Origin of the sequence: Mixta intestinalis (assembly GCF_009914055.1) — a bacterium.
Taxonomy (GTDB): domain Bacteria; phylum Pseudomonadota; class Gammaproteobacteria; order Enterobacterales; family Enterobacteriaceae; genus Mixta; species Mixta intestinalis.
This window is the reverse complement of the sequence record NZ_CP028271.1, coordinates 3,996,778-4,022,453: the sequence shown is the minus strand read 5'-3', so window position 1 is coordinate 4,022,453 and position 25,676 is coordinate 3,996,778. Positions and strand designations below refer to the sequence as shown.

The following is a 25,676-nucleotide window of genomic DNA, read 5'->3' as shown; positions in this document are numbered from 1 at the left end:
TTACGCTGGCAAGGTTAATTTAAGCGTAGTACACCGGTGATCGTTGTCACACTCTGGACAATCACTGCGTTGCAAATAACTCAAAATGGTTAGCATACAGGCAGGTACGCCGGTTAATGGCGTACCACTTTCCGCCTGTTCATCTGAACCCAGGATACGTTGTTATCTCATCAAGGGAGAGACTGACATGAAAGCAGCAGTTGTAACCAAAGATCATCGCGTTGAGGTTGTGGAGAAAACGCTGCGCGCGCTGGCGTATGGTGAAGCCCGCCTGAAAATGGAGTGTTGCGGCGTGTGCCATACCGACCTGCACGTAAAGAACGGCGATTTTGGTGATACCACCGGGATTATTCTTGGTCACGAGGGGATCGGGATTGTTGAAGAGATCGGCCCCGGCGTGACTTCACTGAAGCCGGGCGATCGCGCCAGCGTCGCCTGGTTTTATCAGGGCTGCGGCCACTGTGAATATTGCAACAGCGGCAACGAAACGCTCTGCCGTAACGTCAAAAACGCAGGCTACAGCGTAGATGGCGGCATGGCAGAGGAGTGCATCGTCGTTGCCGACTACGCGGTTAAAGTGCCGGACGGCCTGGATCCGGCGGCGGCCAGCAGCGTAACCTGCGCTGGCGTCACCACCTATAAAGCGGTCAAGGTATCCGGCATCCGTCCCGGTAAATGGATCGCGATTTACGGCCTTGGCGGGCTGGGCAACCTGGCGTTGCAGTACGCAAAAAATGTCTTTAATGCGAAAGTCATCGCGGTTGATATCAACGACGATCAGCTCGCCTTCGCCAGCGAGATGGGGGCCGATATTGTGATCAACTCACGCAATGAAGATGCGGCGAAGATCATTCAGGATCGTGTCGGTGGCGCTCATGCGGCCGTGGTTACCGCGGTGGCGAAAGCCGCCTTTAACTCTGCGGTTGACGCCATGCGCGCCGGTGGGCGTATCGTCGCGGTTGGCCTGCCGCCGGAATCAATGAGCCTGAATATCCCCCGCCTGGTGCTGGATGGTATTGAAGTGGTCGGTTCGCTGGTCGGCACCCGTGAAGATCTGGCAGAAGCGTTTCAGTTTGCCGCCGAAGGCAAAGTGGTGCCGCACGTTACGCGCCGTGCGATTGGCGATATCAACGATATTTTTCATGAGATGGAAAACGGCAAAATCCGTGGGCGCATGGTGATCGATTTCGCTATGAAGTCATAACCGCTGGCGGCCCTGTGAGGCCGTCTTTTTCCTGCTGTTTTACATCGTAAAGGTCAGCATCGGCCTGCGCTGATGCTGACGCGATCGTAGCCAGAGCGCATAGGCCCGATCCCAGATAGCGGCTGGCGTACCTGCCGCGCCGAGGCCGAAACCATGTCCCCCCTTATCGATCTCAATCCACTCCACCGGCACGCCCTTACGACGACAGATCTCACGCATAATTAGTGAGTTCTGCGGTGGCGATACGCGATCGTCCCGCGCCTGCGCCAGAAACGTTGGCGGATAGGCGGCGGTCACAAAGTTTTCAATCGACCATGCGGCCTCCTGCTCCGGCGTGGCATGTTTGCCCGCCAGCATACGGTGCGTGGTCGTGTGATTCCACGGTGCTTCCAGCGTGATAATCGGATAGATCAGGCCGATGCTGTCCACGCTCGCCGTCAGCATATCCAGCGCGTCCTGCGGCGCATAGCTGGCGTAGCCGGGCCGCGCTGCCGCCATCCCCAACAGGTGTGCCCCCGCCGAAAAGCCCAGCGCATGTACGCTATGGTCGATGGCCCGTATCAGCCGAATCGCCCGCTGCGCATCCTGCAAAGCCGCCAGCGGCCCAGCGTGCCACTTTTCGCCAGGCAGACGATAACTTAACACGTAGGCGGTATAGCCCATACTGTTCAGCCAGCGTGCTACCGGCCAGGCTTCGCGTCCCATACCAATCCAGCGATAGCCGCCGCCAGCCGCGATAAGCACCGCCTCGCCGTTTGGCGCTTCCGGCAGAAAACGCTGAATGGACGGCGAAACGATATTAGACCAGGAACCCGATTTATTGATATGCAGCGCACCGGAAGGCCCACCGCCGCCGGGCGGCTGTTCCGGCCACAGTGGAATCACATCCTGTTCAGCAAACAGGCTACCGGTTTGCACAGAAAACAGACTGGCACCCACGCCCAGCAGAAGACGCCGACGACTAATCATGCTGCATTCCCACGGTGCCCGCAGGTGGCAACCCGGTGATAAAAGAAGACAAGGAGAGACTCCACGATACGCCACGGCGCATCGATAAAATAGATCGGGATGATGACTCAGAAACGAGGCTGGACAGCGCCGCCACGCTATCGTAGCGCGAAAAACCGTATCGCCGTCAATCCTGTTTAAGTTTCTCTGCTTCTTTGCGCCGCTGTCGCTCCGCTTCATGTCGCGCTGCCAGCCGGTTTTGGCGTCGGGTCAGCAGCGGCGTCACGGTCATGCCGTGAATCACCACGCTGGCGGCAACCAGCGTCAGCGCCATGTCTGCCATGGCGTTAGCCTGCGGCCCATCCATGCCGTGCATCCAGGCATAGGCGATATAGTTAATACTGCCGATGCCGCGAATCCCCAGCCAGCCGAGCAGCCAGCGCCGCCGTGCTGGTGTACCGGTGCCAATAGTAGTGATCCAGACCGCCAGCGGGCGAATAACGAAAAACAGTATTGCCGCCAACAGCAGGCCGGTAGTGTTCCAGTGCAGCGCCAGGGTTGCGCCCAGCGCCACTACCATCAACGCCGCCAGCAGCCGTTCCACCGTATCGCCAAACGACAGCGCATCGCCAACTACCAGCCCTACCGAATGCGCCGGGCCGTAATCTTCCTGCATATGTCGTTGGTTGGGGTTCACCAGCAGCTCCGCAGGCTTCATGCGCGCATCTTCCGGCAGCTGTTCCGGTGGATGATTACGCACGACGTATACTTCAGCGCGCCGTAGCCCGATCCCGGCGGCGAAGGCGGCGAGGAAGCCGGAAGCCTCAACATACTGCGCCAGCGCATAGCTGAGCGCGATCAGGGCCAGCGCCAGGAAATCGTTTGGTGCCGTATCGCTATGCGCGCTGCGCAGCCGGGTTGCCAGGATGCCTATCAGCCGTCCCAGAAAGTAGCCAATCAGCGTACCGACGATAAAGGCCCACAGCACATCTTTTAAGACCCAGTGCCCGAACATCCCGGCGGAGAAAGGTTCGTTTCCCTGCGCCAGCAGCAGCGCCAGCATTAACAGCGGCAGCGCCGAACCATCGTTCAGTCCCGCTTCGCTGGAGAGCGCCACGCGCAGCGCGTCGTCGTCGCCCGCATGGTTAACCGAGATCAGGCTCGCCAGCACCGGATCGGTTGGCGCAACGATCGCCGCAAACGCCAGCGACAGCGGCCAGGAGAAGCCGGTAATAAAATGCACCACCGCCGTCATTCCCAGCACCGTCAGCAGCATCGCGGGGAACGCCAGCAGCGTACCGATACGCCAGTTGCTGAGCTTTAGCGGCAGACGCAACTTCAGCCCGGTAATAAACAGCGAGGCGGCCATGGTAATTTCGGTGATATGGGCGGTAATGTCGGGATGAGTCAGTACATTAAGCCTGACCAGATCCAACGCCCAGGGGCCGAACAGGATGCCAATCAGTAAAAACAGGCCAAAAGAGGTCACCGGGCCGCGACGAATCCAGCTCGACGCCAGCGACATAACCAGCAATAATCCGCCGCTGGCGACGGTCCAGCCAAGGAAATCCATACTACTCCCGTGATAGTTGCCCACTGAATAAATTAAGCCTGGCATATATCCCTGGCTGGCGCGGAGAAATGAATAACTGAAACAGATGAAAAGAGAAACCACGCCGGAAAGCGTGGTTCAGGTGGAGGCTAAACATCCGGCTGACAGCGTGACGTCTGCAACGCTAGTAACCTTTCTTATCTCGCCGCGACAATGAGTCCAGGTAGCCCATCACAAAGGCCGACAGCACGAAGGTCAGATGGATAATGACATACCACATCAGCTTATCGTTGGCGATGCTGCGCGCATCCATAAATACCCGCAGCAGATGAATCGATGAGATCGCCACAATTGAGGCCGCCACTTTGTTTTTCAACGAACCGGAATCCATCTTGCCCAGCCAGCTCAGCTTCTCTTTGTGCTCATCAATATCGAGCCGCGAGACAAAATTTTCATAGCCGGAGAGCATTACCATCACCAGCAGGCCGCCTACCAGCGTCATATCCACCAGCGACAGCAGAATCAGGATCAGATCGTTTTCGGCAATATCCAGGATATGCGGCAGCAGATGCAGGATTTCCTGAAAAAACTTAATGGTCAGCGCCAGCAATCCCAGCGACAGACCGATATAAACCGGTGCCAGCAGCCAGCGCGAGGCGTACATCAGGTTTTCGGTGAAGCGTTCCATAAAGTCCAGTTTGTTAACTTATAAAGATCACCAGTATAACCGATGCGTTAACAACTTATGCCACTTCCTCGCTCTCCGGTAACACAGGCGGTACAGCCTGCGGCAGCGTAATAATGAAGCTTACGCCACCTGACGGACGCGGACTCGCTTCAATCTGCCCACCGTGGGTTTCGATAATCGCTTTGCAGATCGCCAGCCCCAGCCCGACGCCCGGCACAGTAGATTCCTTATCGCCACGGGAAAACTTATCGAAAATTTTCTCCTCCTGCCCGGCTGGAATGCCAGGCCCGCTGTCCCATACCTCAATGTGCAGCTTGCCGTCATGCTCCTGTGCGCGAATACCGCGCGGCGTCTGTGCACCAGCGTATTTCACGCTGTTTTCCAGCAGATTGATAAAGACACGCTCCAGCAGCGTACTGTCGCCGTGTAGCCAGATCAGCCGCTCCGGAAGCGCCAGCTGCACGCTTTCACCCGGTAAAATCGCCGCCAGCTGCGTTAGTGCACTACCGATCAGCTCCTCCAGCAGCAGCCACTCCTGACGCAGGTTCAGCCCGCCGGACTGGATACGCGCCATATCCAGCATATTGCTCACCAGCCGGATAGTGCTGAGCGTCTGCTCGCGGATCTGCCCCGCCTGCGGCGCAAATTTTGAATTTTCTCCGGCGAGATCGAGCATCAGCATCTCCGCCTGGCCGAACAGCACCGTTAGCGGCGTGCGCAGATCGTGCGACAGAGCGGAGAGCAGCGCATTGCGTAACTGTTCGCGCTCCGCCGCCAGCCGTGAAGCCGCCTCGCTGCGCGCCAGCGCGATACGCTCAAGCGCGTTAGCCAGCAGCACGCAGTAGGTTTCCAGCAGCCGCTGCTGTTCCGGGATCATCAACTGGCGCAGGTTTTCCGGCTCCACCACCAGCAATCCCCAGGTTTTCTCATGAGTCTTCAGCGCCAGCATCTGCCAGGGCATCGCCGGTAGCGTATCCGTTCCGGCACCGGCTGGCTGCCCTTTACCAAAGCTCCAGCGGGCAATAGCACCATCGGGCGGCAGCGTCAGGTTGCTGTCGCCGGTAACATGCAGCTCACCGCGCTCATCGGGCAGCAACAGCGCGCTACGCGCCTGCAAGGTAGCGAAAAGGCTGCGCTGGCTGGTGGCAGCGATATCCTCATGGCGCAACGCGCTGCTAAGCGAGCGGGCCATTTCATAGAGATAACGCGCCCGCTGCTCGCGATAGCGCGCGACCCGCGCCTGATAGCGCACGCCCGCCGTCAGGTTGCCGACAATCACGCCAACCGCCAGCATGACGCCAAAAGTCACCAGATATTGCAAATCGGAAACCGCCACCGTTCCGGTGGGCGCAATGAAAAAGAGATCAAACGCGAGGATGTTCATCACCGTCGCCACTACCGACGGCCAGCGCCCGTAACGCAGCGCGATAATCACCACGCCGAGCAGGTAAATCATTACGCCGTTGGCGGGATCGAAACCGGGCAGCCAGTATAGTCCACCGAGAGTAATCAGCGCGCACAGCAACAGCGCCGCCGCCATGCCACGCAGCTGAGTTGCCCATTTTTCGCTGAAGCTGCGCGTATCGTGAAGCTGTCCGGGTATATCACGCGCCGCATCCTCCAGCGCCACCACCACCAGATCGAGATCCGGCCCCAGCAGACCGAGACGGGCGGCAAAGCTGTCGCGCCGCCAGCGCCGCGTCGGACGGCGGCCAATAACGATTTTGCCCAGATTATGCTGCCGTGCGTAGCGCAACACCGCCTGCGCCTCATCCGCCTCCGCCAGGGTAGCGGTTTCCGCACCCAGCTCCTGCGCCAGCCGCAGCGTACGTAAAATGGCGCGCCGTCGCGTCTCTGGCAGCCGGTAAAGCCGGGGCGTTTCCACATACACCGCGTGCCAGACGCTGCCGAGACGTGAAGCCAGTCGGGCAGCGGTGCGCACCAGCTTTTCGCTGCCGGTCTGGTCGCCGATGCAGAGCAGGATGGCATCGCGGGTATGCCAGACTTTCTCCCGGCCCTGTATGTCACGCCAGGCGCGCATCTGATCGTCTACCCGATCGGCGGTTCGCCGCAGCGCCAGCTCGCGCAGGGCAAACAGATTGCCCTTGCGGAAGAAGTTTTCAATCGCCCGCTCGGCGCGATCGCCCACGTAAACCTTGCCCTCTTTCAGCCGCTGGCGCAGATCGTCCGGCGGCAAATCCACCAGAACCACTTCATCGGCGCGGTCAAAAAAAGGATCGGGCACCGTCTCGCGTACCTGAATGCCGGTAATGCCACCCACCACATCGTTCAGGCTTTCCAGATGCTGAACGTTCACCGTGGTCATCACATCGATGCCCGCCTCCAGCAGCTCATCGATATCCTGCCAGCGCTTTGGATGGCGCGAGCCGGGCACATTGCTGTGTGCCAGTTCATCAATCAGGATCGCCGCCGGACGCCGCGCCAGCGCTGCATCCAGATCGAACTCTTCATAGCGTGAGCGCCCGCTTGCGCGACGCGGCAATATGCTTAGCCCTTCCAGCAGGCTCGCCGTCTCCTGGCGTCCGTGGGTTTCCACTACGCCAACCAGCACATCCAGCCCCTGCGCGCGCAGCCGCCGCGCCTCCTGGAGCATGGCGTAGGTTTTTCCGACGCCGGCACAGGCACCAAAGTAGATTTTCAGCTTGCCGCGATGGCTGCCGTGTTGCAGCAGCGCATCAGGATCGGGGCGGGCTATCTCATCGTTCATCGCGGTCCTTAAAGGTGAAGCGGTTTTTCCAGGCGGCGGCGACAGGCTGTCAGCGCGCTGCCGTCAGCGCATCCAGCGCCATATTCAGTTTCACCACATTCACCCCCGGCTCGCCAAGAAATTTCAGCAGCGGACGGTCACTATTTTCGTCAATCAGCCGCTGTACGGTTTCCAGCGGCAACCGACGCGCCGCCGCAACTCTGGGTGCCTGCCACTGCGCCGCCGTCGGAGAGATATGCGGATCGAGGCCGCTGCCGGAAGTGGTAACCAGATCGACCGGCACCTGGCGGCTGGCCTGCGGATTGGCGGCACGCAGCTGTGCGATGCGTTCGCTTACCGCCTGGTCCAGCGCCGGATTACTGGCGGCGAGGTTACTGCCCGACGAGGCCGCGCCGTTGTAAGGCGTTTCCGCCGTCGCGGAGGGACGCCCCCAAAAATAATCGGTACGGCTAAACGCCTGACCGATCAGCGCCGAGCCGCGCGCCGCCTCGTTTTCCCGCAGCAGCGAGCCGTTGGCCTGCGCCGGAAACAGCCACTGTGCCAGTTGGGTTGTCAGCAGCGGATAGAGGCCGCCGGTCAGCAGCGTCAGGATAATTAACAGGATGAAGGCAGGACGTAATGCGTACATCATTCTCTCCTCAGGCCCAGCCCAACAGGGTGAGCACAATATCAATCAGCTTGATGCCAGCGAAAGGCACCAACAGGCCGCCAACGCCGTACAGCCACAGGTTACGGCGCAGCAGCGCTGCCGCCGCAAGCGGACGATAGCTGACGCCCTTCAGCGCCAGTGGAATAAGAAACACAATCACCAGCGCGTTGAAGATTACCGCCGATAAAATCGCCGAGCTGGGCGAATGCAGATGCATCACGTTCAGTAAATTAAGCTGCGGGTACGTCACCGCAAAGGCAGCCGGAATGATGGCGAAATATTTCGCCACATCATTGGCGATGCTGAAGGTGGTCAGCGAGCCGCGCGTCATCAGCATCTGCTTGCCGATATGCACTACTTCCAGCAGCTTGGTCGGGTTGGAATCGAGATCGACCATATTGCCCGCCTCTTTTGCCGCCTGGGTGCCGGAGTTCATTGCCACCGCTACATCGGCCTGCGCCAGCGCCGGAGCATCGTTGGTGCCGTCACCGGTCATCGCCACCAGCCGCCCTTCCGCCTGATACTGACGGATCAGCGCCAGCTTGGCTTCCGGCGTTGCCTCGGAGAGAAAATCATCGACGCCCGCTTCGGCAGCAATCGCGGCGGCGGTCAGCGGGTTATCGCCGGTGATCATGACCGTTTTGATGCCCATTTTGCGCAGTTCGGCAAAGCGCTCGCGGATACCGCCCTTCACAATATCTTTCAGCGCCACCACACCCAGCACGCGCTCATTCTCTGCCACCACCAGCGGCGTACCGCCAGCGCGTGCCACCTCTTCTACCAGCGCATCCACCTCAGCGGGGAAAGCGCCGTGATTGGCGGCAATATGTTTACGTACCGCATCTACCGCCCCCTTGCGGATGCTGCGCTGCGGCACGTTAACACCGCTCATACGCGTTTGCGCTGAGAAAGGGATAAAGGTGGCGTCCATGCTTTGTAGATCGCGCTCGCGCAGGTTGTATTTTTGCTTCGCCAACACCACGATGCTACGCCCTTCCGGGGTTTCATCCGCCAGCGAAGCGAGCTGCGCCGCGTCTGCCAGCTGCTGTTCACTGACGCCCGGCGCGGGCATAAAGCGCGTCGCCTGGCGGTTGCCGAGGGTAATGGTGCCGGTTTTATCCAGCAGCAGTACATCCACGTCGCCCGCCGCTTCGACCGCCCGTCCGCTGGTGGCAATCACATTGGCCCCCAGCATCCGGCTCATGCCCGCCACGCCAATCGCAGAGAGCAGGCCGCCGATGGTGGTCGGGATCAGGCAGACCAGCAGCGCCACCAGCACGGTAACGCTTACCGCATGACCGCCCCAGGCGGAGAAGGGCCAGAGCGTGGCGGTCGCCAGCAGAAAGACAATGGTCAGCGAGATCAGCAGAATCGTCAGGGCAATTTCATTGGGCGTTTTGCGCCGCTTCGCCCCTTCCACCATCGCAATCATGCGGTCAAGGAAGGTTTCGCCCGGATTAACGCTGCACTGAATCACCAGCCAGTCGGAGAGGATGCGCGTGCCGCCGGTTACCGAGGCGAAATCACCGCCTGACTCGCGGATGACCGGCGCAGATTCACCGGTAATGGCGCTCTCATCTACCGACGCGCCGCCCTCCACCACTTCACCGTCGCAGGGGATAATATCGCCCGCCTCTGCCAGCACCCAGTCGCCTTTACGCAGCGTCTCTGCCGCCGTCTGCTGCCAGCCCGCATCGTAACGCGGCGCGCTAAGCTTTTTCGCGAAGCTGGTTTTCTTCACGCCTTTCAGGCTGCTGGCCTGCGCCTTGCTGCGCCCTTCCGCCAGCGCCTCGGCAAAATTGGCGAACAGTACGGTAAACCAGAGCCACAGCGCAATCGCACCGGTAAAGCCCGCGTCCCCCGCCGTCTGCCCGGTTACCATCGCCAGTGCCAGCAGCGTGGTTAATGCGCTGCCGAGATAAACCAGAAACATCACCGGATTGCGGAACTGTACGCGTGGATCCAGCTTTTTAAACGCATCGATGATGGCGGTACGCGTCAGCGCACCATCAAACAGCGCCTGTTGTTGACGACTCATAAGCTTGCCCGTCCGTTAACGCGAAATCAGTTGGAGATGTTCTGCCACCGGCCCCAGCGCCAGCGCAGGAATAAAGGTCAGCGCGCCGACCAGCAGCACGGTGCCGATCAGCAGGCAGATGAACAGCGCGCCGTGGGTAGGCAAGGTACCGCTGCTTACCGGCTGCGCCTTTTTCACCGCCAGCGAACCGGCAATCGCCATCACCGGAACGATGATGCCGAAGCGACCAACCAGCATGCAGAACGCCAGCAGCAGGTTCCAGAACGGCGTATTGGCGCTTAGTCCGGCAAACGCGCTACCGTTGTTGTTGGCCGCCGACGAGACGGCATACAGCACCTCGCTGAAACCGTGAGTGCCTGGGTTCGCCATCCCGGCGCGCCCCGCTTCGGTCATCATCGCCAGCGCGCTACCGAGCAGAACCAGCGTCGGCGTCACCAAAATTGCCAGCGCGGTCAGTTTCATTTCACGCACGTCGATTTTTTTACCGAGATATTCCGGCGTGCGTCCGATCATCAGCCCGGCGATAAATACCGCCAGTACCACGAACAGCAGCATTCCGTACAGGCCCGCACCGACGCCGCCGAACACCACTTCACCCAGCTGCATCAGCCACATCGGGATCATGCCGCCCAGCGCGGTAAAGGAGTCGTGCATGGCGTTTACCGCCCCGCAGGAGGCGGCGGTGGTGATCACCGCGAACAGGCTGGAGTTGAGAATGCCGAAGCGCGTCTCTTTACCTTCCATATTAATCGCGCTGTCGGCACCAAGCGTCAGGAAATGTGGGTTGCCGCGCAGCTCGGCCCACATCACAACCGCTACCGCCGCGATAAACATTATGCTCATCGCCCAGAGCAGCGCGTAGCCCTGGCGACGATCGCTGACCACTTCGCCGAAGGTGAAGCAGAGCGCGGCAGGGATCAGGAATATCGCCAGCATTTCAATAAAATTGCTGAGTGCGGTAGGGTTTTCAAACGGATGTGCCGAGTTGACGTTGAAGAAGCCGCCGCCGTTGGTGCCCAGCATTTTGATCGCTTCCTGTGAGGCTACCGGCCCTAACGATAGCGTCTGCTTCGCGCCTTCCAGCGTCTGTACGTCAACGCTGGCGCTCAACGTCTGCACCACGCCCTGACTGACCAGCAGCAACGCAATAATCAGGCTGATGGGCAGCAGAACGTAGAGAGTAATGCGCGTTATATCACGCCAGGCGTTACCGAGCGTGGCCAGCGATTTATTGGCGAAGCCGCGCATCAGCGCAAAGGCCACGGCGATGCCGGTCGCTGCCGACAGGAAGTTCTGTACTGCCAGCCCAGCCATCTGGCTCAGCGGACTGAGCGTGCTTTCACCGGCATAGGATTGCCAGTTGGTATTGGTAACGAAGCTGACGGCGGTATTCAGCGCCAGATGCCAGCTCAGATTCGGCAGCCGTAATGGATTAAGCGGCAGCGCCTGCTGCATCATCAGTATCGCCAGCAGCAGCAGTAGTCCCAGGCCGTTAAACAGCAGCAGCGCCAGCAGGTAGTGTTGCCAGCTCATGCTCTGTTTTTCCGCACCGCACAGCCGCCACAGCATCTTTTCCAGCCGGGGCAACAGCGGCCTGTCGTGCACGATCCCCGTCATCGCCCGTCCCAGCGGATGGGCCAGCACCAGCAATACGGCCATATAGCTGACCAACAGTAAAAATGCAGAGGTGACCATTAAAAGGCCTCCGCGTTGATCAGGGCATATATCAGATAGCCCAGCAGTAAAAACAGCAGCACGATACCCGCCGCAATTCCGATACTCACAGTCACCTCCAGGGCGCATTACAGTTAGCGCAGAGGATAAAAACTGGCGTATAAAATTGGCGTTAAATTAAGGCGGCGGGATGTAAAAAAAGTATAAAAATTGAAGGACTCCAGCCAGATGCCGGAATGAGAAACGGAAAAATTCACCTGCGATGAAGTTGCGGCAGGTTAGGGATTATCCTGCCGATAAGTGCGTTCAGGATTAATAACCAGCTGTCGGGCCTGTTTTTCCAGCGCCTCGCTGTGATACAGATCGAAGCACTTGAGCAGCTCAAAGCGAACGCCGCTGACTTCCGGCTCAACCAGCGGATTATGATAATCGCGTGCCAGATAGTTCTCTACCAGTCTGTTTATCGCGCCTGGCGCTTTTTCCATATCGTAATAAGTCCAGTCGCGCAGTGCGCTAACGCTACTACCCGCATCCTGTGTCGCACGCGGCTCATCACGGTAAGCACTAGCGACGCACTCTGCCAGCACCATATCTTTATAGTTTTGCTTATAGGTACGCATCGCTGCCTGCGGAGAAGTGATTCGAATTTTTTCCGTGCCTCTTGCCAGCAGGCTGACGGATAACATAAACAGGAGAAACAGGGAGGATAAAATAAACTTCATTGTAAACTCCAGAAGTTTGCTCTTTCAGTATGATATCTCGCCTCAGGCTCATTAAAATAACAACGATCATAACATCTCACGCCGTTAAATAATGTAGCATGTCCGTTAGCATCAGACCATCCGGTAACTTGAAACAGGATAACACCCTGTCTTCCAGACAGTTTCCCTGCGTCTGCTGGTGGATAACTCACTATTTCTGGTGCTCCCCATTTATATTTAAGGAACTGAATCAGGTCGTTGACGCGAAAGAAATATTGACGTTTATCACCGCCAGTAACCGTCTGCCCTCTTAGGGCGGGTATACGCATTCCAGAGTAATTAAGAATATAACTCATACGTACCGCACAGGTGTTAGTCCAGCGTTTTTTCGCATCGGGGTTATTAATATTTACTTTAACGTATCCGCCAATGGTTTCGGCCACTTTAGCCGCTGAATTACTGGGGTGATAAATACGTAACGCTGCTGACCAGGCAGCAGAAAAAGTAGGACGCATGATATTTTCCCCTTAATTAACATATTTAAAATAGCATAATATTTTTAATTATTTAATAAAGCGCTGCGTGATTAATAAAATAATAAATGTCAGTCATAATGAATTCTACATAATGGCCGGGGCATTTTAGCAACGCTCCACGACGTATCGCCTTTGTTCCTCTGCCGTTCCCGTTTTTTACCGCTTCGTTGCAGTTTCAGACACCAAAGCCGCTATCCCTTCCTACACTTGATGTTAAAGGAGGAAAAGTAATGCTTAAGCTGATTCGTTCATTATTTACCAGCCCGGAAAAACTGCTTCAGGTGATGTCTCAGGATGATGTACAGGACTCGATTGAAGACGGCGATCGCATCATAATCGATGAAAATGGCAGCGCGATGGTCAACATTCACAGCAAGGAGGTGCAGAAAGATTTTGCCCGCCACGTTGCAGCGTTAAAGAGGGCATAGTATGGGAACGGCGATATTTATGGTGCTGATGGTCTGTGGTTACTGGTACAGCAGCCGCGATCTCTCTACCCGCTTCAAATTTAAGCGCACCTTTGGCTGGGACGTCTATTTCCTGGTGGCGCTTTACGGCTGCATTTTCGTTATCCAGGGCGTGATTGCCACCGCAATAATCTGGCTGCTGCTGCTGGCGACCTCCGCTGCGATGAACGCGCTGCCGCAATATTTCGGTAGCGAATATCATTACTATCATATCGAGTTTATGAACTGGAGCTTTCTCGGCATCCAGGCCCCGGTAGTGATTATGCTCACCTTCGCCGTGCTGTTTTGCCTTTATCGCTCCAACTGGGCGGGTAGCGCGCGCCTTGACGGACGCGGTCGGCGTGAACTTTACAATATGCTGTCTCGCTCCAACGGCGTGGAACATCTGCTTTATCAGTGTATGGAGCAGGGCGAGCTGGCATGGATTACCCTGACCTCGCACCGTATCTATATCGGCATGATTCATACTTCTTCCTTTGACAGCGCCGATGCCAACAACGTGGTGCTGATCCCGATGCTGAGCGGCTACCGTGACAGTAAAACGCTCGATCTGATTGTCGAACATAACTACAGCGCCTGGTACGCCAGACATGACATCACCCTGACCTCAGAGCCGCAGTCGGCGCTGGCGTTCCGCAAGGTCATCCTGCTGGATCAGATTGAGAGCCTGTCGCTGTTCGATCCCGCCAGCGCGCTGGCGCTGAATATGCGCGAAGATAGCTAACAGGCAAACTATGCTAAGGTGATACTTCCCTTTCGGGTGGGCCGACGCCCGCCCTTTGCCGGAGTCTGTTGATGTCGCTCTCCTTTCTTGCCTCTCTTACCGCCGTCTCTCCCGCCGAGTGGGATGCGCTGCTGCCGGATAACAACCCGTTTTTACGCCACGCCTTTCTCAGCACGCTGGAAGAGAGCGGCAGCGTAAACGCACGCAGCGGCTGGCAACCGGCGCATCTGGTCTGGACGGAGCAGGGCCGACTGCGCGCCGCCCTGCCCGGCTACGGCAAAAGCCATTCGTGGGGAGAATACGTTTTCGATCATAGCTGGGCCGATGCCTGCCAGCGCGCCGGTATCCGCTATTACCCCAAGTGGCTCGGCGCGGTGCCGTTCAGCCCGGTGAGCGGGCCGCGCCTGCTGGGAGAAAACGCCGCGCTGACGACGCTGCTGGCGGAACTGCCTGAAGCGCTGGCCCGTTACGGCTTCTCCGGCGCGCATATCAATTTTACCGATGCCCGCAGCGATACGCTGCTGGCCGCCGGATCGGGCTGGCTGGAGCGCCTCGGCTGCCAGTATCACTGGCATAACCCCGGCTACCGCGATTTTCAGGATTTCCTGGATACGCTGATGTCACGCAAGCGCAAGCAGATCCGTAAAGAACGCGAGCAGGTCGCCGCCAGCGGCATCACTTTCCACTGGCAGAGCGGTGGCGAACTGAGCGAGACGCAGTGGGATTTCGTCTATGACTGCTACGCCAATACCTATGCGGTGCGCGGTCAACAGCCCTATCTGACGCGTGATTTTTTTAGCCTGCTGGCTGAACGGATGCCGGAGGCAATCCGCGTGGTGTTCGCTCTGCACGCCGCGCAGCCGGTGGCGATGGCCTTCAGCCTGCTCGACGATAACACTTTCTATGGACGCTACTGGGGCTGCCTGGCGGAGTTTGACCGGCTGCACTTTGAAACCTGCTTCTGGCAAGGCATTGATTACGCCATCACCCACGGGCTACGCCGTTTCGATGCGGGCGCGCAGGGCGAACATAAGCTGATGCGCGGGTTTGAGCCTGTTCTGACGCGCTCATGGCATCGGCTGCGCCACGAAGGATTGCAGCAGGCGGTGGCCGAATTTTTACCGCAGGAGCGGGAAGCGGTGCGCGCCTGGTCAGAAGAGGCGCGGCAGGCGTTACCCTACCGCCGCGACGCCTCTTAATCATCGCCGACAAAGTTGCCCGTCTGATGACGCCACAGGCGGGCATACAGACCATTTTGCGCCAGCAGCTGATGATGATTACCCATTTCGATAATCCTGCCATGCTGTAGCACCACCAGCCGATCCAGCCGGGCGATCGTTGAGAGGCGGTGAGCGATGGCGATCACCGTTTTCCCTTCCATCAGCATATCCAGGCTCTCCTGAATCGCCGCTTCTACCTCAGAATCGAGCGCCGACGTCGCCTCATCCATAATCAGAATCGGCGCATCTTTCAGCAACACGCGGGCAATGGCGATCCGCTGGCGCTGACCGCCGGAGAGCTTCACGCCGCGCTCGCCGAGATGCGCATCCAGCCCGGTACGTCCCTGATTATCAGAAAGCAGCGGGATAAACTCATCCGCCCGTGCCCGACGAATCGCCGTCCAGAGTTCCTCTTCGCTAGCGTCAGGCCGCCCGTAAAGTAAATTATCGCGAATCGAACGATGCAGCAGCGAGGTATCCTGCGTAATCATTCCGATCTGCGCCCGCAGGCTGGTTTGGGTAACCTGAGTGATATCCTGACCATCGATACTGATGCGCCCGTCGTTGAGGTCATACAGCCGCAGCAGCAGGTTCACCAGCGTCGATTTCCCGGCACCCGATGGCCCGATCAGGCCAATTTTTTCTCCCGGCTGAATAGTAAGGTTGAGGCTGTTAATCACATGACGTCCGCCGCCATAGTCAAAGCGTACGTTATCGAAACGGATCGCGCCCTGCCAGACACGCAGCGGCTTCGCCTCCGGCGCATCGGTCACGCTCAGCGGCTGAGAGATGGTGCTCAGCCCATCCTGCACCGTACCGATATTGTCGAAGATGCCGTTCACTACCCACATAATCCAGCCGGACATGTTCACAATACGGATCACCAGGCCGGTAACCAGCGCGATAGCGCCTACGGTAATCAGTGATTCGCTCCACAGCCAGAGCGCCAGCCCGCAGGTACAGCCGATCAGCAGGCCGTTAAGGGTGGAGAGAGTGATATCCATGCCGGTGAGCATCCGGCTGGCGTGCTGGGTTTTCTCCGTCTGCTCACCAATCGCTTCCTGTGCATAGCGCTGTTCCAGATCGGTATGGGCGAACAGCTTAAGGGTGGTGATATTGGTATAGCCATCAACGATACAGCCCATCAGCTTCGAGCGCGCTTCAGAGGAGACAACCGAACGCGCCTTGATGCGCGGCACAAAATAGCGCAGCACGCTGGCGTAGGCGATCATCCAGATAATCAGCGGCAGCATCAGCCGCCAGTCTGCCCCGGCGAACAGCACCAGCGAAGTGATAGCGTAAATCGAGACATGCCAGATAGCATCAACAATCTGCACCGCCGAATCACGCAGCGCGTTGCCGGTTTGCATAATGCGCTGCGCGATACGTCCGGAAAAATCGTTCTGGAAGAACTTCAGACTCTGGCGCAGCACGTAGCTGTGGTTTTGCCAGAGGATCAGGCTGCCGAGGCTTGGCCCGATGCTTTGATGGATTAACAGATCGTGCAGGCCGATAAACAGCGGACGCAGTACCAGCGCTACCGCCGCCATCCACAGCAGCGCTCCCCAGTGTTCCTGAAAAAACGTGGTGGGCGAGGAGGCGTTAACCATATCAATCAGCTGGCTCAGGTAGCGATAGAGCGCCACTTCAATCAACGCGGTGATCAGACCCACAGTCAGCAGCGCCGCAAAACTACGCCAGACCTGGCGCAAAAAATAGCGGTAAAACGCGCCAACCTTGTCGGGCGGCGCATCGCCTGGCGCATCCTGGAAGATATTGATATAACGTTCGAAACGGCGGAACAGCATAGTCACGCTCACTTTTTAAACGACAAGACTCTGAGCTTAGTGCATATTGCCACGGAGATTGAATGCCGCCGCTTAAAGCACACCGCGAGGAAATTCCTCCCCGCGCTGCGCCTGGCGCGGCTTTCCTTGTTTCTCCCAACCACTTACCAACGTAAGCGGCAGGCATTTTGCCGCGCTTACAGAGCGCAAATTATTTCCTGAAAAGCGCGTTTGACGGAGGCGAAGATGACAAAAAAACGGGTGATATTTCTGCATGGGGTCGGCAGCAACGGCGATGATTTAGCCGGGCTCGGACTACATTGGGCACCCCACTTGCCGGGCGTCACTTTTGCCGCCCCTGACGCTCCTTTTCGCTTCGATCATGGCCCCGGTTATCAGTGGTTCAGTCTCGACGGCGTTACGCCGCAAAACCGCGTCGACAGGTTAATCGCCGCCCGTTCCGCCTTCGACGACACGCTGCGCGGTCTGCTAAACGCGCATCAGATCGATCGGCCAGAAAAGGTACTGCTGGTCGGTTTTTCGCAGGGCGCAATGATGGCGCTGGACGCGCTGGCATCGGGGCGCTGGTCGCTGGCGGGCGTGGTGGCTTTTTCCGGTCGGCTGGCAACGCCCGAGCCGCTGATACCGCTACGCCATACGCCAGTGCTGCTGGCGCATGGCCGGGTTGATGCGGTGATCCCCTGGGAAGAGAGCGAATCTGCCGCGCTGCGGCTGAAGGCTGCGGGTTTGCCGGTGGAGACACTGTTTGAAAACGGCATCGGTCACACCATTTCCGGGGCGGGCGCGCAGCGAGCGGTCAGCTTTATTGCCCGCTGCTTCGATATTACCGACGCGTTATGACCAGCAGCGGCGTAGCGCGGCGAACGCCTGCTGGGCTGCACGCTGTGGCGGCTGCTGTTGAAGCCGATCGTTGAACACTTCAATGCCTACCGGACCGCGGTAGCCCTTGCGTTTCAGCGCATCAACAAACTCCGCCACCGGTAAATTACCGTCACCAGGCAGCAGCCGACGATGGCGCGCCGTCTCGATCAGCCGATCCATTTCTCCCGGCGTAACCGCCTCTACCGTATCGCACAGCTGCACCTCATAAATCTGTTCTGGCGGGATAGTATCCAGCACACGGGCATCATCGCCGCGCGCGGTAATATGGAACAGATCCACTACCAGCCCAACATTGGGTAGCGCCAGGCGTTCCAGTCGTTGCCAGGTCGCTTCCAGCCGGTTATCAATAGTGCTCCAGGCCATCGGCTCATACATAATACGTAGCTGATGACGCGCCGCTTCAGCGGAGAGCCAGCGTAAATCTTCATCGATCAGATCGGCCTGGCAATCAGCGCGGGTACAGGCGGGGGCCTGTACCGTATCGCAACCAATCGCCTGCGCCAGCTGGAAAAACTGCTGCGCCTGTCGGCGTTTTTCGTTGCGGATGTCCAGCGGAGCGCCAGCAAAATCGCTCAGCACCTGACAGTTGATAAAGCCCAGCCCCAGCTGCTGCGCCTGCTCGCGTACCGCCGCCGCGCCGCCCTCGGCGGACTCAATGTTGTTCTGCCAAATTTCTACCCGATCAAAACCAGCCTGCTTAGCTGCCTGTAGCTGCGCATGGGTTTCGCCGGAAAGCAGCACTAAATTAAGAAATGTAGGGTTGTTGCTCATCGATCCTCCTTGTTGAACGGGACTGCCGCCCTGTTTAACTGTAGAAGGTAATCGCCGTTAGCTGAGCAGCGTGACCAGCAGAAAACCGGCAAAGGTCATCAGCAGCGAACCGATAACGTGGATCAGCATATGCCCCATCGCCCAGAGATATTTCCCGCTCTGCATCAACGTCATCATCTCTACCGAGAAGGTGGAAAAGGTGGTCAGGCCGCCGCACAGCCCGGTGACGATCAGCAGCTTCCACTCCGGCGAAAGCTGTGGATGCTTCATAAACCAGGCGGTCGCCATACCGATTATCAGCCCGCCCGCCAGGTTAACCAGCAGCGTGCCGGGAGGAAGGTTAGGAAACAGCGCATTAAAGCGTAAAGAGATTAACCAGCGCAGCGTACAGCCTGCGGCGCCGCCAAACATCACGGCCAGCATCGATTTCAGCATCATCGTCACAATCCAAAGCAGATGATTATTTAACAGGGTACGCCGCGCGGTGGAAACGACAGACCTCCTGACGCGCGCCACACCTTCATGTGTCGTGTCAGGCGTCATCAGCCCCGAAAACCGGAGCGGTTGGGAAAGGTGGAACGCCATCACCTTAGGTGACGTAGTGTAGCGATGGCGGGCCTGGCAGACAATAGTCGGGAAGTAGAGAAATGCCTGCTAAAAAACCGTATTTCTTGCCGTCAGTTGTCGGATGGTTGATGCTGAATTCACAACAGTTACTCCGTGGAGGATAACGCGGTGCACGACATTATTCTGGATACCGATATCGGCGTCGATGACGCCTTTGCGCTGGCCTACGCCGCGAACACCCAGCGTCTGCTGGGCATTACCACCGTATTCGGCAACGTTGCGGTGGAGCAGGCGGTAAAAAACGCCCGCCTGTTTTGCCATAAAACGGAAATCGGCCCGCTGACCGATATATCGCCAGCGCTATCAACCAGGCGTCGGAAGTCGGAATATGCTGGCAAAAATATATTTAAACCGTCGGGCCGCTTTGGTCCGACGGTTTAAATGAAGTAAACAGCGAATTATTCTGCCGCTTGCGCTTGCAGCTTAGTCACCAGTTCATCGAACAGCATTTCGGACAGCTGAGAATAAGTGTAGGTTGTTGGATGCATTGGATCCCAGTAGATATATTTTCCAGCGCTATTTTTACAAGCCTCTCGTGGCGAGTAATAGTAGGCATAAACCGCTTTGTCACCTTTGATATCGAGGCAGGTTTCAGTGGTGTTGACGAAGCCCAGTTCAGCTGCATGAGTATGCAGATGCGAGAAGGCTTTATCCAGCGAAAGCGTAACAAAACGAGTATCAGAATAAGTGGCCTGTAATTCCTTAACTAACGCTTCCAGTTTTATATTAAACAGAGCGGATTTCTCTTTTAATGCTTGCTTATCAGCCGCACTCCAGTTTCGCACTGCGGGAATACCAGAGAAATCGGGCAGGTTCAGTATAGCAACTTGTCCGGCTCCCATTTGTGCCAGTCTTCCAAGATTGTTGCGATAAGCGTTGATAATATCATCCGGAACCTTATTACCGGTAATAAAATCGTTGCCGCCAAAAAGTACGATAAATAATGTTTTCTTTATATCATAACCATCAGCATGGGTTATATAGTTTTTAAAGTTATCCAGTTGTTCGGTAAAGCCGGGAAACAGAGGCTTGAAATTACTTTCTGCATTAGCGGTTGCCCAAACATAACCGGGAATATGTAACTTATCCTTTGTCCAGTACTCATGCCATAACAGACCATTGGAAAAACGCCCGTAAAACCAGGTCATGTTTTGAGGGATAACGCCACGGGTGGCATTATAGACATTGATGTTATCTGAAAGGCTATCACCGAATATTACCATTCTGTCCAGTTTAATTCCCGCCAGATCCGCTTCCGGTAGATTACTGCCCTGGCTCCAGAAATTATAATAGTATGAGAAAAAAGAGTCGCCGGCATAAGGTAAGGTAAAATCACTGTTAACTCCCGCCTGACGTAAGGTGAATTTACAGATTTCCTCCAGATGCTGAGCAGAAGCTTTAGTGTAGAACATATTGGTGGACATTTGGTTATCGCGCCAATAGCCATATACTATTGCATAGCTGTCAGGCTGAGGCGGGTATTTAGCCCACATCCATGACGAGCCTGGATTGGTAGGATCGTTATCAAGCCGGTAAGTACATTTTATATATGTGCTATTTTGAGTTGAACTTAACGTTCTGGAGGTAACTTTTTTATTTAATTCGCTGTCATCAAATGATGGTTCCGTTTTGGTGCTACCTATCATCTTATCTAATTTTACAACAGATATGGCGGAGTCAGATTGCTCTGCTGGAAGAGCATAACTGTTCATCGTAAACACGCTCAAAAATAGAGCAATTGTTATTCTTTGCATGAAAACTCCTTTTTATTTTTAGCAACAAGCGCACAGAACAATGGTGAAAATTAAATCCTCACAATTTTAATAGATATGTAAAATTTACCGACGTAAATTTAAAAAACCTCCGACATTGATATTAATTTAGTTGTTGAAAATAACAATTTACTTCTGCTAATAAATGCCTGCAATTCAGAAACGATGCAAAAAAATTTTTCGCTACACTCAACAAGTTAATTATCAAGCGATAAAACTGTCAGATAATCAAAATATCATTATACCTCACCGCTGAAATAGCCACGATTTCACGCTTTCATTGCAACATCAAAGCGTCTTTCCATCGTTTTTTTGGGATTGTTAACAATAGCGTCGGGAAGTTGATTATGCATCGGGGCCTTTCTGCCAAGCCGCTTAGTGACGTTTCGTAATTATCCAGGTCTGGTTATGCACATTAATAGTTGCTATCGGTATGATATCAATAACAAGGAAACCACAGGCCTGTTCTCCTGTTATGTAACATTTACTGCTATATATCAAAAGCAGCCGCACAGGACAGCATAATTGCCTTACAGGTGTGTTCCGCAACAAAAACATGCAATCTGGCCTCAACAGCTAACAAGCGAAACGCCTTGTCGCTACCAAAGCTCTTAGTAATAAAAAAATACATTTTATTTTTCTTGTTTTAACTTACGCACTTATATGTTTTTCTCTATCATAAACAAAATTTTTTCCGGACTGAAACTTGCTTCATTTTAAGGAAAAGCTAGATTTAAAAGCGTTGGATGCGCATATATTTATCTCCCCACTGATAAATATATGCATTCTGTTAACTCATACGAGGAGAAATAATATGACTCAGCATCGTGGTGGTTCAGGTAACTTTGCAGAAGATCGTCAGAAAGCGTCTGAAGCAGGTAAAAAAGGCGGCCAGCATAGCGGCGGCAATTTCAAAAATGACCGTGAAAAAGCCTCTGAAGCAGGCAAGAAAGGCGGTCAGAACAGCCGTCGTAGCTAATCTTATCGCGGGTAACCACCTGTAAAGATTAGTCTGACCCGCAGTGTGAATATCGCACTGCGGGAATCTTTATTTTTTTCCGTCGCTTTTTCCCCTTACTTAGTTTCAATCTTCATAGATAATTCTGTTGCCGGAAAATATGTATAACAACCGAAGCGATAAAAGCAGGATGAGTCTTAAAGCTGCTTTTGACACGTTGCATCTAATTATTTTTGTCTATACTTGAATTAACAGGGTGCCTTACCCTGACATATTTAATTAATAAATTAATCCCTTTGGTTATGGAGTCAATTATGAGTATTAAGACGCTGGAAGACCTGTTTATCCACGATCTCTCTGATGTTTACAGCGCTGAGAAACAAATCAGCCGTGCCCTGCCGAAAATGGCCCGCGCTGCTACCGATGAAAAACTTATCGAAGCGTTCAAAACTCATCTGGAAGAAACGCAGGGTCAAATCGAGCGCCTCGACCAGCTGGTTGAAGCTACACCTGAAGTTCGTATCAAACGTATGAAATGCCATGCGCTGGAAGGCCTGGTAGAAGAAGCGCAGGAAATTATTGATTCTGTTGAGAAAGGCGTAGTACGTGATGCGGGCCTGATCGGTGCAGCACAGAAAGTAGAACACTACGAAATTGCCGCTTACGGCACGCTGCGTGCGCTGGCTGTTAAGCTGGGCTATAAAGAAGCGGCACGTCTGCTGGAAGAAACGCTGCAAGAAGAGAAAGCAACCGATGAAAAACTGACCCTCATCGCTGAAAAAACGCAGTAATGGTTTTCAGGTCAGGTCACATGGCCTGACCTCCCTTCCCGCCTTGCCTTTATTACTTTCTCTCCCATCGCTCAGCGCTTAGTTGTGCTGTAAACACTCCACTTGAAACTTATCACCATAACGCTGTACGCCTGCCAGAAACGCCTCGGTAGTGAGCGCATCGGGCGGTGGCAGCAGTGGCGCACGCTGCTGTAGCTCACGATCGAAACGGGTTAGCGAAGCAAAGTCGCGAGGAAAACGTTCCGGATCGACACCGACAAAGTTGCCCTCATCGCTGGCGTAGTTCAGCAGTTGCCGCCAGCGCTCGATGGGTGCCATGCCGATGCTCTCGGTTCCGTGCGAAAAGAGCATCAGATCGATATTGCGGAACGGCGGCTGGCGATCGAGATAACGCTGGAGCGAACTGGCGGAAGGTTCAGTGCAGAACGAAAGCCAGAAAGGAATCGCGTACTGCTGCATGGTGGTCCAGGGATCCATTAGCAGGAAATTATCGACCACCAGCCGCGAAGCGATGACGCCCGCCGACATATACCAGTCGCGATAAATTTCTGCGGTGACAAAGCTCAGCGCCTCAGGGTTCTCATAGCGCAGTTCTACCAGCTTCCAGCCCTGGGTATTGGCCAGCTTTTTCAGTTCCGCCATCAGGTGCGCGTCAAACCCCCACTCCGCTTCGGGCACGATCACGTCGGGCGTTGGCGGCGTCCATTTTTCTTCTTCACGTCCGTAGCGCGCCAGGTGCTCCATAACCCGTGGCCCGCCCTGAAAATATTCCTGTTCGGTTGCGCCACCTGAAGCGCCGAACTGATAAAACGAGCGATCGCTGGTGCGGGTAGCAGGCCACTGCAATGTACAGTGGTTGATAACTAATGTGCCGCCCGGCGGCAGCGCACTTAATAAAAACTCGCTGTACTCCAGCGGCAGCTTGCGATGCTTAAGACGAAAATAGCCAATTTGCTCAAGCATCAGACGATCCTGATTCGGGTCCTGCATCTGATGCACGGCGATATGTGGCGACGTTGCTAACAGCGCATCGGTCGCGGGTTTGCCGTTTGTTATCCCTTCCTGTGCATCATCAGGATCGTTATGCAGCGAACGTACCGGGCAGAGGAAAGTTTGCGGTAGCCAGGGCACGCCCATCGCCGCCGCCAGATGCACCATCGCGCCGTTAGAAGAGCCGACGAACACCGCCGGATACTGCTGCTGCGGATACTGGGCGGCAATCCAGCGGGCAATACCTTCGATATCCAGCTGTTGTACCTGGCTCAGAGTGATGCCTTCCGTCATGCCGCCCACCGCGTAGCTCCATTCACGCATTCGATCGGGTAGCAGATTCAGCGCGGGCAGAACGCGATCCAGCGTCGGTGACTGACTGGGGCTGTTGAACGGGCGCTGATGCAGAGCGTTGCTTAACGCCGTAACCATTGCCGCCGCCGAATCATAGCGGGCGATACCGCGAGGAGGTTTACTCATGGTTTTCCTGCTCCTTCTGCACACGGGCAATAAAGGGACGAATCGCGCGGCTATAGCTCCACGGATAAACATAGTGCAGCATATGGGTGCCCTGCGGCAGCGTCATCATCTCCCCGCGCGGCAGCAGGGCAACGATCTCCTCTACCCAGCGCGCAGGCGAAACCACATCAAACGAGCCGCGTACCACCAGCGTTGGCGCTTTGATATAGGGCAGACGCTGTTCAATGCGATCGCGCATCATGGCACGCATGGTGGCAAAAGCGCGCCAGATGCCCGCTTTAGCGTAATCAACGCGGCTGAGCGCGGCGGAAGAACGATGTGCCTCACGACGTCCGTTACGCCATTCACGCCACAGCTGATGCGACAGCGAACGGCAGCGACGATCGACGGTCGGACCCTGTAATACCAGTCCGGCAACCGCCTCAGGATGCGCTACTGCCAGCGCCGCCAATACCTGACAGCCAAATGAGTTACCGACAAATATCGCCCGCGACAGCTGGTTTTGCTGCATCCACATCCAGAGCGCCTCCGCCAGCCGATCGACATCCAGTACCGGCTGCGAGGAAGGAAAAGCGCTACCGCCGAAGCCTGGCAGATCGGGCACCAGCACGCGATATTCCCAGCCGAGCGCCAGCGCTAAATCTTCCATTGCCCGCCCGGAGAGCACCAGGCCGTGTAACAGCACAACCGGTAAACCAGGGCGCGTTTCCGGTGTGGTGCGGGTAAACATGCGCCACGGGCCAATTTGCTGATAGTAACCCGCCAGGCCTGCCTGGTGGCTGTGAATGCCGACCGGCGGCGTCTGCTGCCATTTACGCCATTGCCTGACAAACAGAGCGGTTCCGGCTGCGGCGGCAGCCATACCGAGAAGAAGTGCGCGGTGATCTGGCCCGCGTCGCCGGGATATTCTCTTCATCAGCTGCCCTCAGAGTAACGATATCCGCTAAGTTTAGGTGCTAAATGACGCTTCGCCTTGTCTGCCAGGGCATCGGGGGAGCAGAGTGACAAAACTGTGCGGCGACTATCAACAATCGCTATTTAGGAGAAAAGGAGAGTGACAGCGCAGGCAGCCTGGCCCATCTGTTTTGGCAGCGTGTAGGACAAGTGGTTAACAACGGCACGCCAGCAGCCGCGCACATATACTTTGGACGATCGCTCGCATCTGAGATAAAAATCAGCGCTGGAAAGAAAAAAAGAGAAGGTAAAGAAGGCGAATAACAGAGAATTTGATAACCATCGGTCGTTCCCTGGCCGCGGTTATCGAGGGTTCGATGGCGGCAACGCCGTTAGTTCAGCGCGCCCGGCGGGACATGCTTAAAAGCTTCAACATAAGCATGAAACACATACTGGAAAAACTTTTTCATAACCTGTGACCTGCTAAAATTTTGTTGAAAATTACAACAAAAATTATAACGAGCAGGCGTTGGAGCGGCAATATTTTCTTGAAGCAGATCACAAAATTTCGCAC

23 protein-coding genes, 1 pseudogene and 1 riboswitch are annotated in these 25,676 nt (G+C 55.9%); of the genes and pseudogenes, 8 read left to right on the top strand and 16 right to left on the bottom strand.

Annotation, left to right across the window (positions count from 1 at the left end):
- The first annotated feature begins 187 nt into the window (after positions 1-187).
- Complete coding sequence (gene adhP / locus C7M51_RS18610; protein ID WP_160623022.1) at positions 188-1,204, top strand: alcohol dehydrogenase AdhP; 1,017 nt, start codon at positions 188-190, stop codon at positions 1,202-1,204.
- A 39-nt stretch (positions 1,205-1,243) separates the two neighbouring features.
- Here the strand turns inward: adhP and C7M51_RS18605 are convergent, their stop codons facing one another.
- The 10 genes from C7M51_RS18605 to C7M51_RS18560 form a co-directional block, all read right to left on the bottom strand.
- Positions 1,244-2,173: an alpha/beta hydrolase gene (locus tag C7M51_RS18605; protein ID WP_160623021.1), complete on the bottom strand. Its 930-nt coding sequence runs from the start codon at positions 2,171-2,173 to the stop codon at positions 1,244-1,246.
- Positions 2,174-2,339: 166 nt separating this feature from the next.
- Positions 2,340-3,725 (bottom strand): cation:proton antiporter, encoded by a 1,386-nt coding sequence (locus tag C7M51_RS18600; protein WP_160623708.1) that lies wholly within the window; start codon positions 3,723-3,725, stop codon positions 2,340-2,342.
- 163 nt (positions 3,726-3,888) lie between these two features.
- Positions 3,889-4,392, bottom strand: a complete 504-nt coding sequence (locus tag C7M51_RS18595) for a TIGR00645 family protein (protein WP_160623020.1) — start codon at positions 4,390-4,392, stop codon at positions 3,889-3,891.
- A 55-nt stretch (positions 4,393-4,447) separates the two neighbouring features.
- Positions 4,448-7,120, bottom strand: coding sequence for a two-component system sensor histidine kinase KdpD (gene kdpD / locus C7M51_RS18590; RefSeq protein WP_160623019.1), 2,673 nt, complete (start codon positions 7,118-7,120; stop codon positions 4,448-4,450).
- Positions 7,121-7,169: 49 nt separating this feature from the next.
- The gene (gene kdpC / locus C7M51_RS18585; protein ID WP_160623707.1) at positions 7,170-7,748 is read right to left on the bottom strand and encodes a potassium-transporting ATPase subunit KdpC; all 579 of its coding nucleotides are present in this window, start codon (positions 7,746-7,748) and stop codon (positions 7,170-7,172) included.
- A 10-nt stretch (positions 7,749-7,758) separates the two neighbouring features.
- Positions 7,759-9,807: a potassium-transporting ATPase subunit KdpB gene (kdpB, locus tag C7M51_RS18580; RefSeq protein ID WP_160623018.1), complete on the bottom strand. Its 2,049-nt coding sequence runs from the start codon at positions 9,805-9,807 to the stop codon at positions 7,759-7,761.
- 15 nt (positions 9,808-9,822) lie between these two features.
- Complete coding sequence (gene kdpA, locus C7M51_RS18575; RefSeq protein ID WP_160623017.1) at positions 9,823-11,502, bottom strand: potassium-transporting ATPase subunit KdpA; 1,680 nt, start codon at positions 11,500-11,502, stop codon at positions 9,823-9,825.
- Entirely contained in the window at positions 11,502-11,591 is a 90-nt protein-coding gene (gene kdpF / locus C7M51_RS18570; protein ID WP_160623016.1) for a K(+)-transporting ATPase subunit F, read from the bottom strand. Before kdpF ends, kdpA begins: the two co-directional genes overlap by 1 nt.
- A 168-nt stretch (positions 11,592-11,759) precedes the next feature.
- A complete protein-coding gene (locus C7M51_RS18565; RefSeq protein ID WP_160623015.1) occupies positions 11,760-12,203 on the bottom strand; it encodes a type VI secretion system amidase immunity protein Tai4 in 444 nt (147 codons plus the stop codon).
- The gene (locus C7M51_RS18560) at positions 12,200-12,697 is read right to left on the bottom strand and encodes a type VI secretion system amidase effector protein Tae4 (RefSeq protein WP_208852108.1); all 498 of its coding nucleotides are present in this window, start codon (positions 12,695-12,697) and stop codon (positions 12,200-12,202) included. Before C7M51_RS18560 ends, C7M51_RS18565 begins: the two co-directional genes overlap by 4 nt.
- Before the next feature lie 251 nt (positions 12,698-12,948).
- On the opposite strand from C7M51_RS18560, the gene C7M51_RS18555 reads away from it, so the two are divergent.
- From C7M51_RS18555 to C7M51_RS18545, 3 genes are all read left to right on the top strand, one after another.
- Positions 12,949-13,146 (top strand): hypothetical protein, encoded by a 198-nt coding sequence (locus tag C7M51_RS18555; protein WP_160623014.1) that lies wholly within the window; start codon positions 12,949-12,951, stop codon positions 13,144-13,146.
- Between the two features lies 1 nt (position 13,147).
- Positions 13,148-13,909 (top strand): hypothetical protein, encoded by a 762-nt coding sequence (locus C7M51_RS18550; protein WP_160623013.1) that lies wholly within the window; start codon positions 13,148-13,150, stop codon positions 13,907-13,909.
- Positions 13,910-13,980: 71 nt separating this feature from the next.
- Positions 13,981-15,108 carry a GNAT family N-acetyltransferase gene (locus C7M51_RS18545; RefSeq protein WP_160623012.1) on the top strand — a complete coding sequence of 376 codons (1,128 nt, stop codon included), beginning with the start codon at positions 13,981-13,983 and terminating at the stop codon, positions 15,106-15,108.
- Here C7M51_RS18545 and C7M51_RS18540 read toward each other — a convergent pair.
- Positions 15,105-16,937, bottom strand: coding sequence for an ABC transporter ATP-binding protein (locus C7M51_RS18540; protein ID WP_160623705.1), 1,833 nt, complete (start codon positions 16,935-16,937; stop codon positions 15,105-15,107). The two genes, C7M51_RS18545 and C7M51_RS18540, sit on opposite strands and share 4 nt — an antisense overlap.
- Positions 16,938-17,162: 225 nt before the next feature.
- Here C7M51_RS18540 and C7M51_RS18535 point away from each other — a divergent pair, with 225 nt between their 5' ends.
- A complete protein-coding gene (locus C7M51_RS18535) occupies positions 17,163-17,777 on the top strand; it encodes an alpha/beta hydrolase (RefSeq protein ID WP_160623011.1) in 615 nt (204 codons plus the stop codon).
- Here C7M51_RS18535 and C7M51_RS18530 read toward each other — a convergent pair.
- A complete protein-coding gene (locus tag C7M51_RS18530) occupies positions 17,772-18,590 on the bottom strand; it encodes a sugar phosphate isomerase/epimerase family protein (RefSeq protein ID WP_160623010.1) in 819 nt (272 codons plus the stop codon). The genes C7M51_RS18535 and C7M51_RS18530 overlap by 6 nt on opposite strands.
- 57 nt (positions 18,591-18,647) lie before the next feature.
- Positions 18,648-19,025, bottom strand: a complete 378-nt coding sequence (crcB, locus tag C7M51_RS18525; protein ID WP_160623704.1) for a fluoride efflux transporter CrcB — start codon at positions 19,023-19,025, stop codon at positions 18,648-18,650.
- A 91-nt stretch (positions 19,026-19,116) separates the two neighbouring features.
- Positions 19,117-19,188, bottom strand: a riboswitch (Fluoride riboswitch).
- A 137-nt stretch (positions 19,189-19,325) separates the two neighbouring features.
- On the opposite strand from crcB, the pseudogene C7M51_RS18520 reads away from it, so the two are divergent.
- Positions 19,326-19,490: pseudogene (locus tag C7M51_RS18520) on the top strand (nucleoside hydrolase); the annotation flags it as partial.
- 125 nt (positions 19,491-19,615) lie between these two features.
- On the opposite strand, the gene C7M51_RS18515 reads toward C7M51_RS18520, so the two are convergent.
- Positions 19,616-20,971, bottom strand: a complete 1,356-nt coding sequence (locus C7M51_RS18515; protein WP_160623009.1) for an SGNH/GDSL hydrolase family protein — start codon at positions 20,969-20,971, stop codon at positions 19,616-19,618.
- A gap of 832 nt (positions 20,972-21,803) precedes the next feature.
- Between C7M51_RS18515 and C7M51_RS18510 the strand changes: the two genes are divergently transcribed.
- Both C7M51_RS18510 and C7M51_RS18505 read left to right on the top strand, forming a co-directional pair.
- The gene (locus C7M51_RS18510) at positions 21,804-21,968 is read left to right on the top strand and encodes a con-10 family general stress protein (RefSeq protein ID WP_160623008.1); all 165 of its coding nucleotides are present in this window, start codon (positions 21,804-21,806) and stop codon (positions 21,966-21,968) included.
- A 293-nt stretch (positions 21,969-22,261) separates the two neighbouring features.
- Positions 22,262-22,738 (top strand): YciE/YciF ferroxidase family protein, encoded by a 477-nt coding sequence (locus C7M51_RS18505; RefSeq protein WP_160623007.1) that lies wholly within the window; start codon positions 22,262-22,264, stop codon positions 22,736-22,738.
- Positions 22,739-22,816: 78 nt separating this feature from the next.
- On the opposite strand, the gene C7M51_RS18500 is transcribed toward C7M51_RS18505, so the two are convergent.
- Together C7M51_RS18500 and C7M51_RS18495 are read right to left on the bottom strand one after the other, a co-directional pair.
- Positions 22,817-24,208: a hypothetical protein gene (locus C7M51_RS18500; RefSeq protein ID WP_160623006.1), complete on the bottom strand. Its 1,392-nt coding sequence runs from the start codon at positions 24,206-24,208 to the stop codon at positions 22,817-22,819.
- Positions 24,201-25,124 carry an alpha/beta fold hydrolase gene (locus tag C7M51_RS18495; protein ID WP_160623005.1) on the bottom strand — a complete coding sequence of 308 codons (924 nt, stop codon included), beginning with the start codon at positions 25,122-25,124 and terminating at the stop codon, positions 24,201-24,203. Before C7M51_RS18495 ends, C7M51_RS18500 begins: the two co-directional genes overlap by 8 nt.
- Between the last annotated feature and the right edge of the window lie 552 nt (positions 25,125-25,676).

Excerpts from the sequence above, each read along its gene's own strand:
- adhP (WP_160623022.1), top strand. The coding sequence starts at position 188 with ATGAAAGCAGCAGTTGTAACCAAAGATCATCGCGTTGAGGTTGTGGAG.
- C7M51_RS18605 (WP_160623021.1), bottom strand. The coding sequence starts at position 2,173 with ATGATTAGTCGTCGGCGTCTTCTGCTGGGCGTGGGTGCCAGTCTGTTT.
- C7M51_RS18600 (WP_160623708.1), bottom strand. The coding sequence starts at position 3,725 with ATGGATTTCCTTGGCTGGACCGTCGCCAGCGGCGGATTATTGCTGGTT.
- C7M51_RS18595 (WP_160623020.1), bottom strand. The coding sequence starts at position 4,392 with ATGGAACGCTTCACCGAAAACCTGATGTACGCCTCGCGCTGGCTGCTG.
- kdpD (WP_160623019.1), bottom strand. The coding sequence starts at position 7,120 with ATGAACGATGAGATAGCCCGCCCCGATCCTGATGCGCTGCTGCAACAC.
- kdpC (WP_160623707.1), bottom strand. The coding sequence starts at position 7,748 with ATGTACGCATTACGTCCTGCCTTCATCCTGTTAATTATCCTGACGCTG.
- kdpB (WP_160623018.1), bottom strand. The coding sequence starts at position 9,807 with ATGAGTCGTCAACAACAGGCGCTGTTTGATGGTGCGCTGACGCGTACC.
- kdpA (WP_160623017.1), bottom strand. The coding sequence starts at position 11,502 with ATGGTCACCTCTGCATTTTTACTGTTGGTCAGCTATATGGCCGTATTG.
- C7M51_RS18565 (WP_160623015.1), bottom strand. The coding sequence starts at position 12,203 with ATGAAGTTTATTTTATCCTCCCTGTTTCTCCTGTTTATGTTATCCGTC.
- C7M51_RS18560 (WP_208852108.1), bottom strand. The coding sequence starts at position 12,697 with ATGCGTCCTACTTTTTCTGCTGCCTGGTCAGCAGCGTTACGTATTTAT.
- C7M51_RS18555 (WP_160623014.1), top strand. The coding sequence starts at position 12,949 with ATGCTTAAGCTGATTCGTTCATTATTTACCAGCCCGGAAAAACTGCTT.
- C7M51_RS18550 (WP_160623013.1), top strand. The coding sequence starts at position 13,148 with ATGGGAACGGCGATATTTATGGTGCTGATGGTCTGTGGTTACTGGTAC.
- C7M51_RS18545 (WP_160623012.1), top strand. The coding sequence starts at position 13,981 with ATGTCGCTCTCCTTTCTTGCCTCTCTTACCGCCGTCTCTCCCGCCGAG.
- C7M51_RS18540 (WP_160623705.1), bottom strand. The coding sequence starts at position 16,937 with ATGCTGTTCCGCCGTTTCGAACGTTATATCAATATCTTCCAGGATGCG.
- C7M51_RS18535 (WP_160623011.1), top strand. The coding sequence starts at position 17,163 with ATGACAAAAAAACGGGTGATATTTCTGCATGGGGTCGGCAGCAACGGC.
- C7M51_RS18530 (WP_160623010.1), bottom strand. The coding sequence starts at position 18,590 with ATGAGCAACAACCCTACATTTCTTAATTTAGTGCTGCTTTCCGGCGAA.
- crcB (WP_160623704.1), bottom strand. The coding sequence starts at position 19,025 with ATGCTGAAATCGATGCTGGCCGTGATGTTTGGCGGCGCCGCAGGCTGT.
- C7M51_RS18515 (WP_160623009.1), bottom strand. The coding sequence starts at position 20,971 with ATGCAAAGAATAACAATTGCTCTATTTTTGAGCGTGTTTACGATGAAC.
- C7M51_RS18510 (WP_160623008.1), top strand. The coding sequence starts at position 21,804 with ATGACTCAGCATCGTGGTGGTTCAGGTAACTTTGCAGAAGATCGTCAG.
- C7M51_RS18505 (WP_160623007.1), top strand. The coding sequence starts at position 22,262 with ATGAGTATTAAGACGCTGGAAGACCTGTTTATCCACGATCTCTCTGAT.
- C7M51_RS18500 (WP_160623006.1), bottom strand. The coding sequence starts at position 24,208 with ATGAGTAAACCTCCTCGCGGTATCGCCCGCTATGATTCGGCGGCGGCA.
- C7M51_RS18495 (WP_160623005.1), bottom strand. The coding sequence starts at position 25,124 with ATGAAGAGAATATCCCGGCGACGCGGGCCAGATCACCGCGCACTTCTT.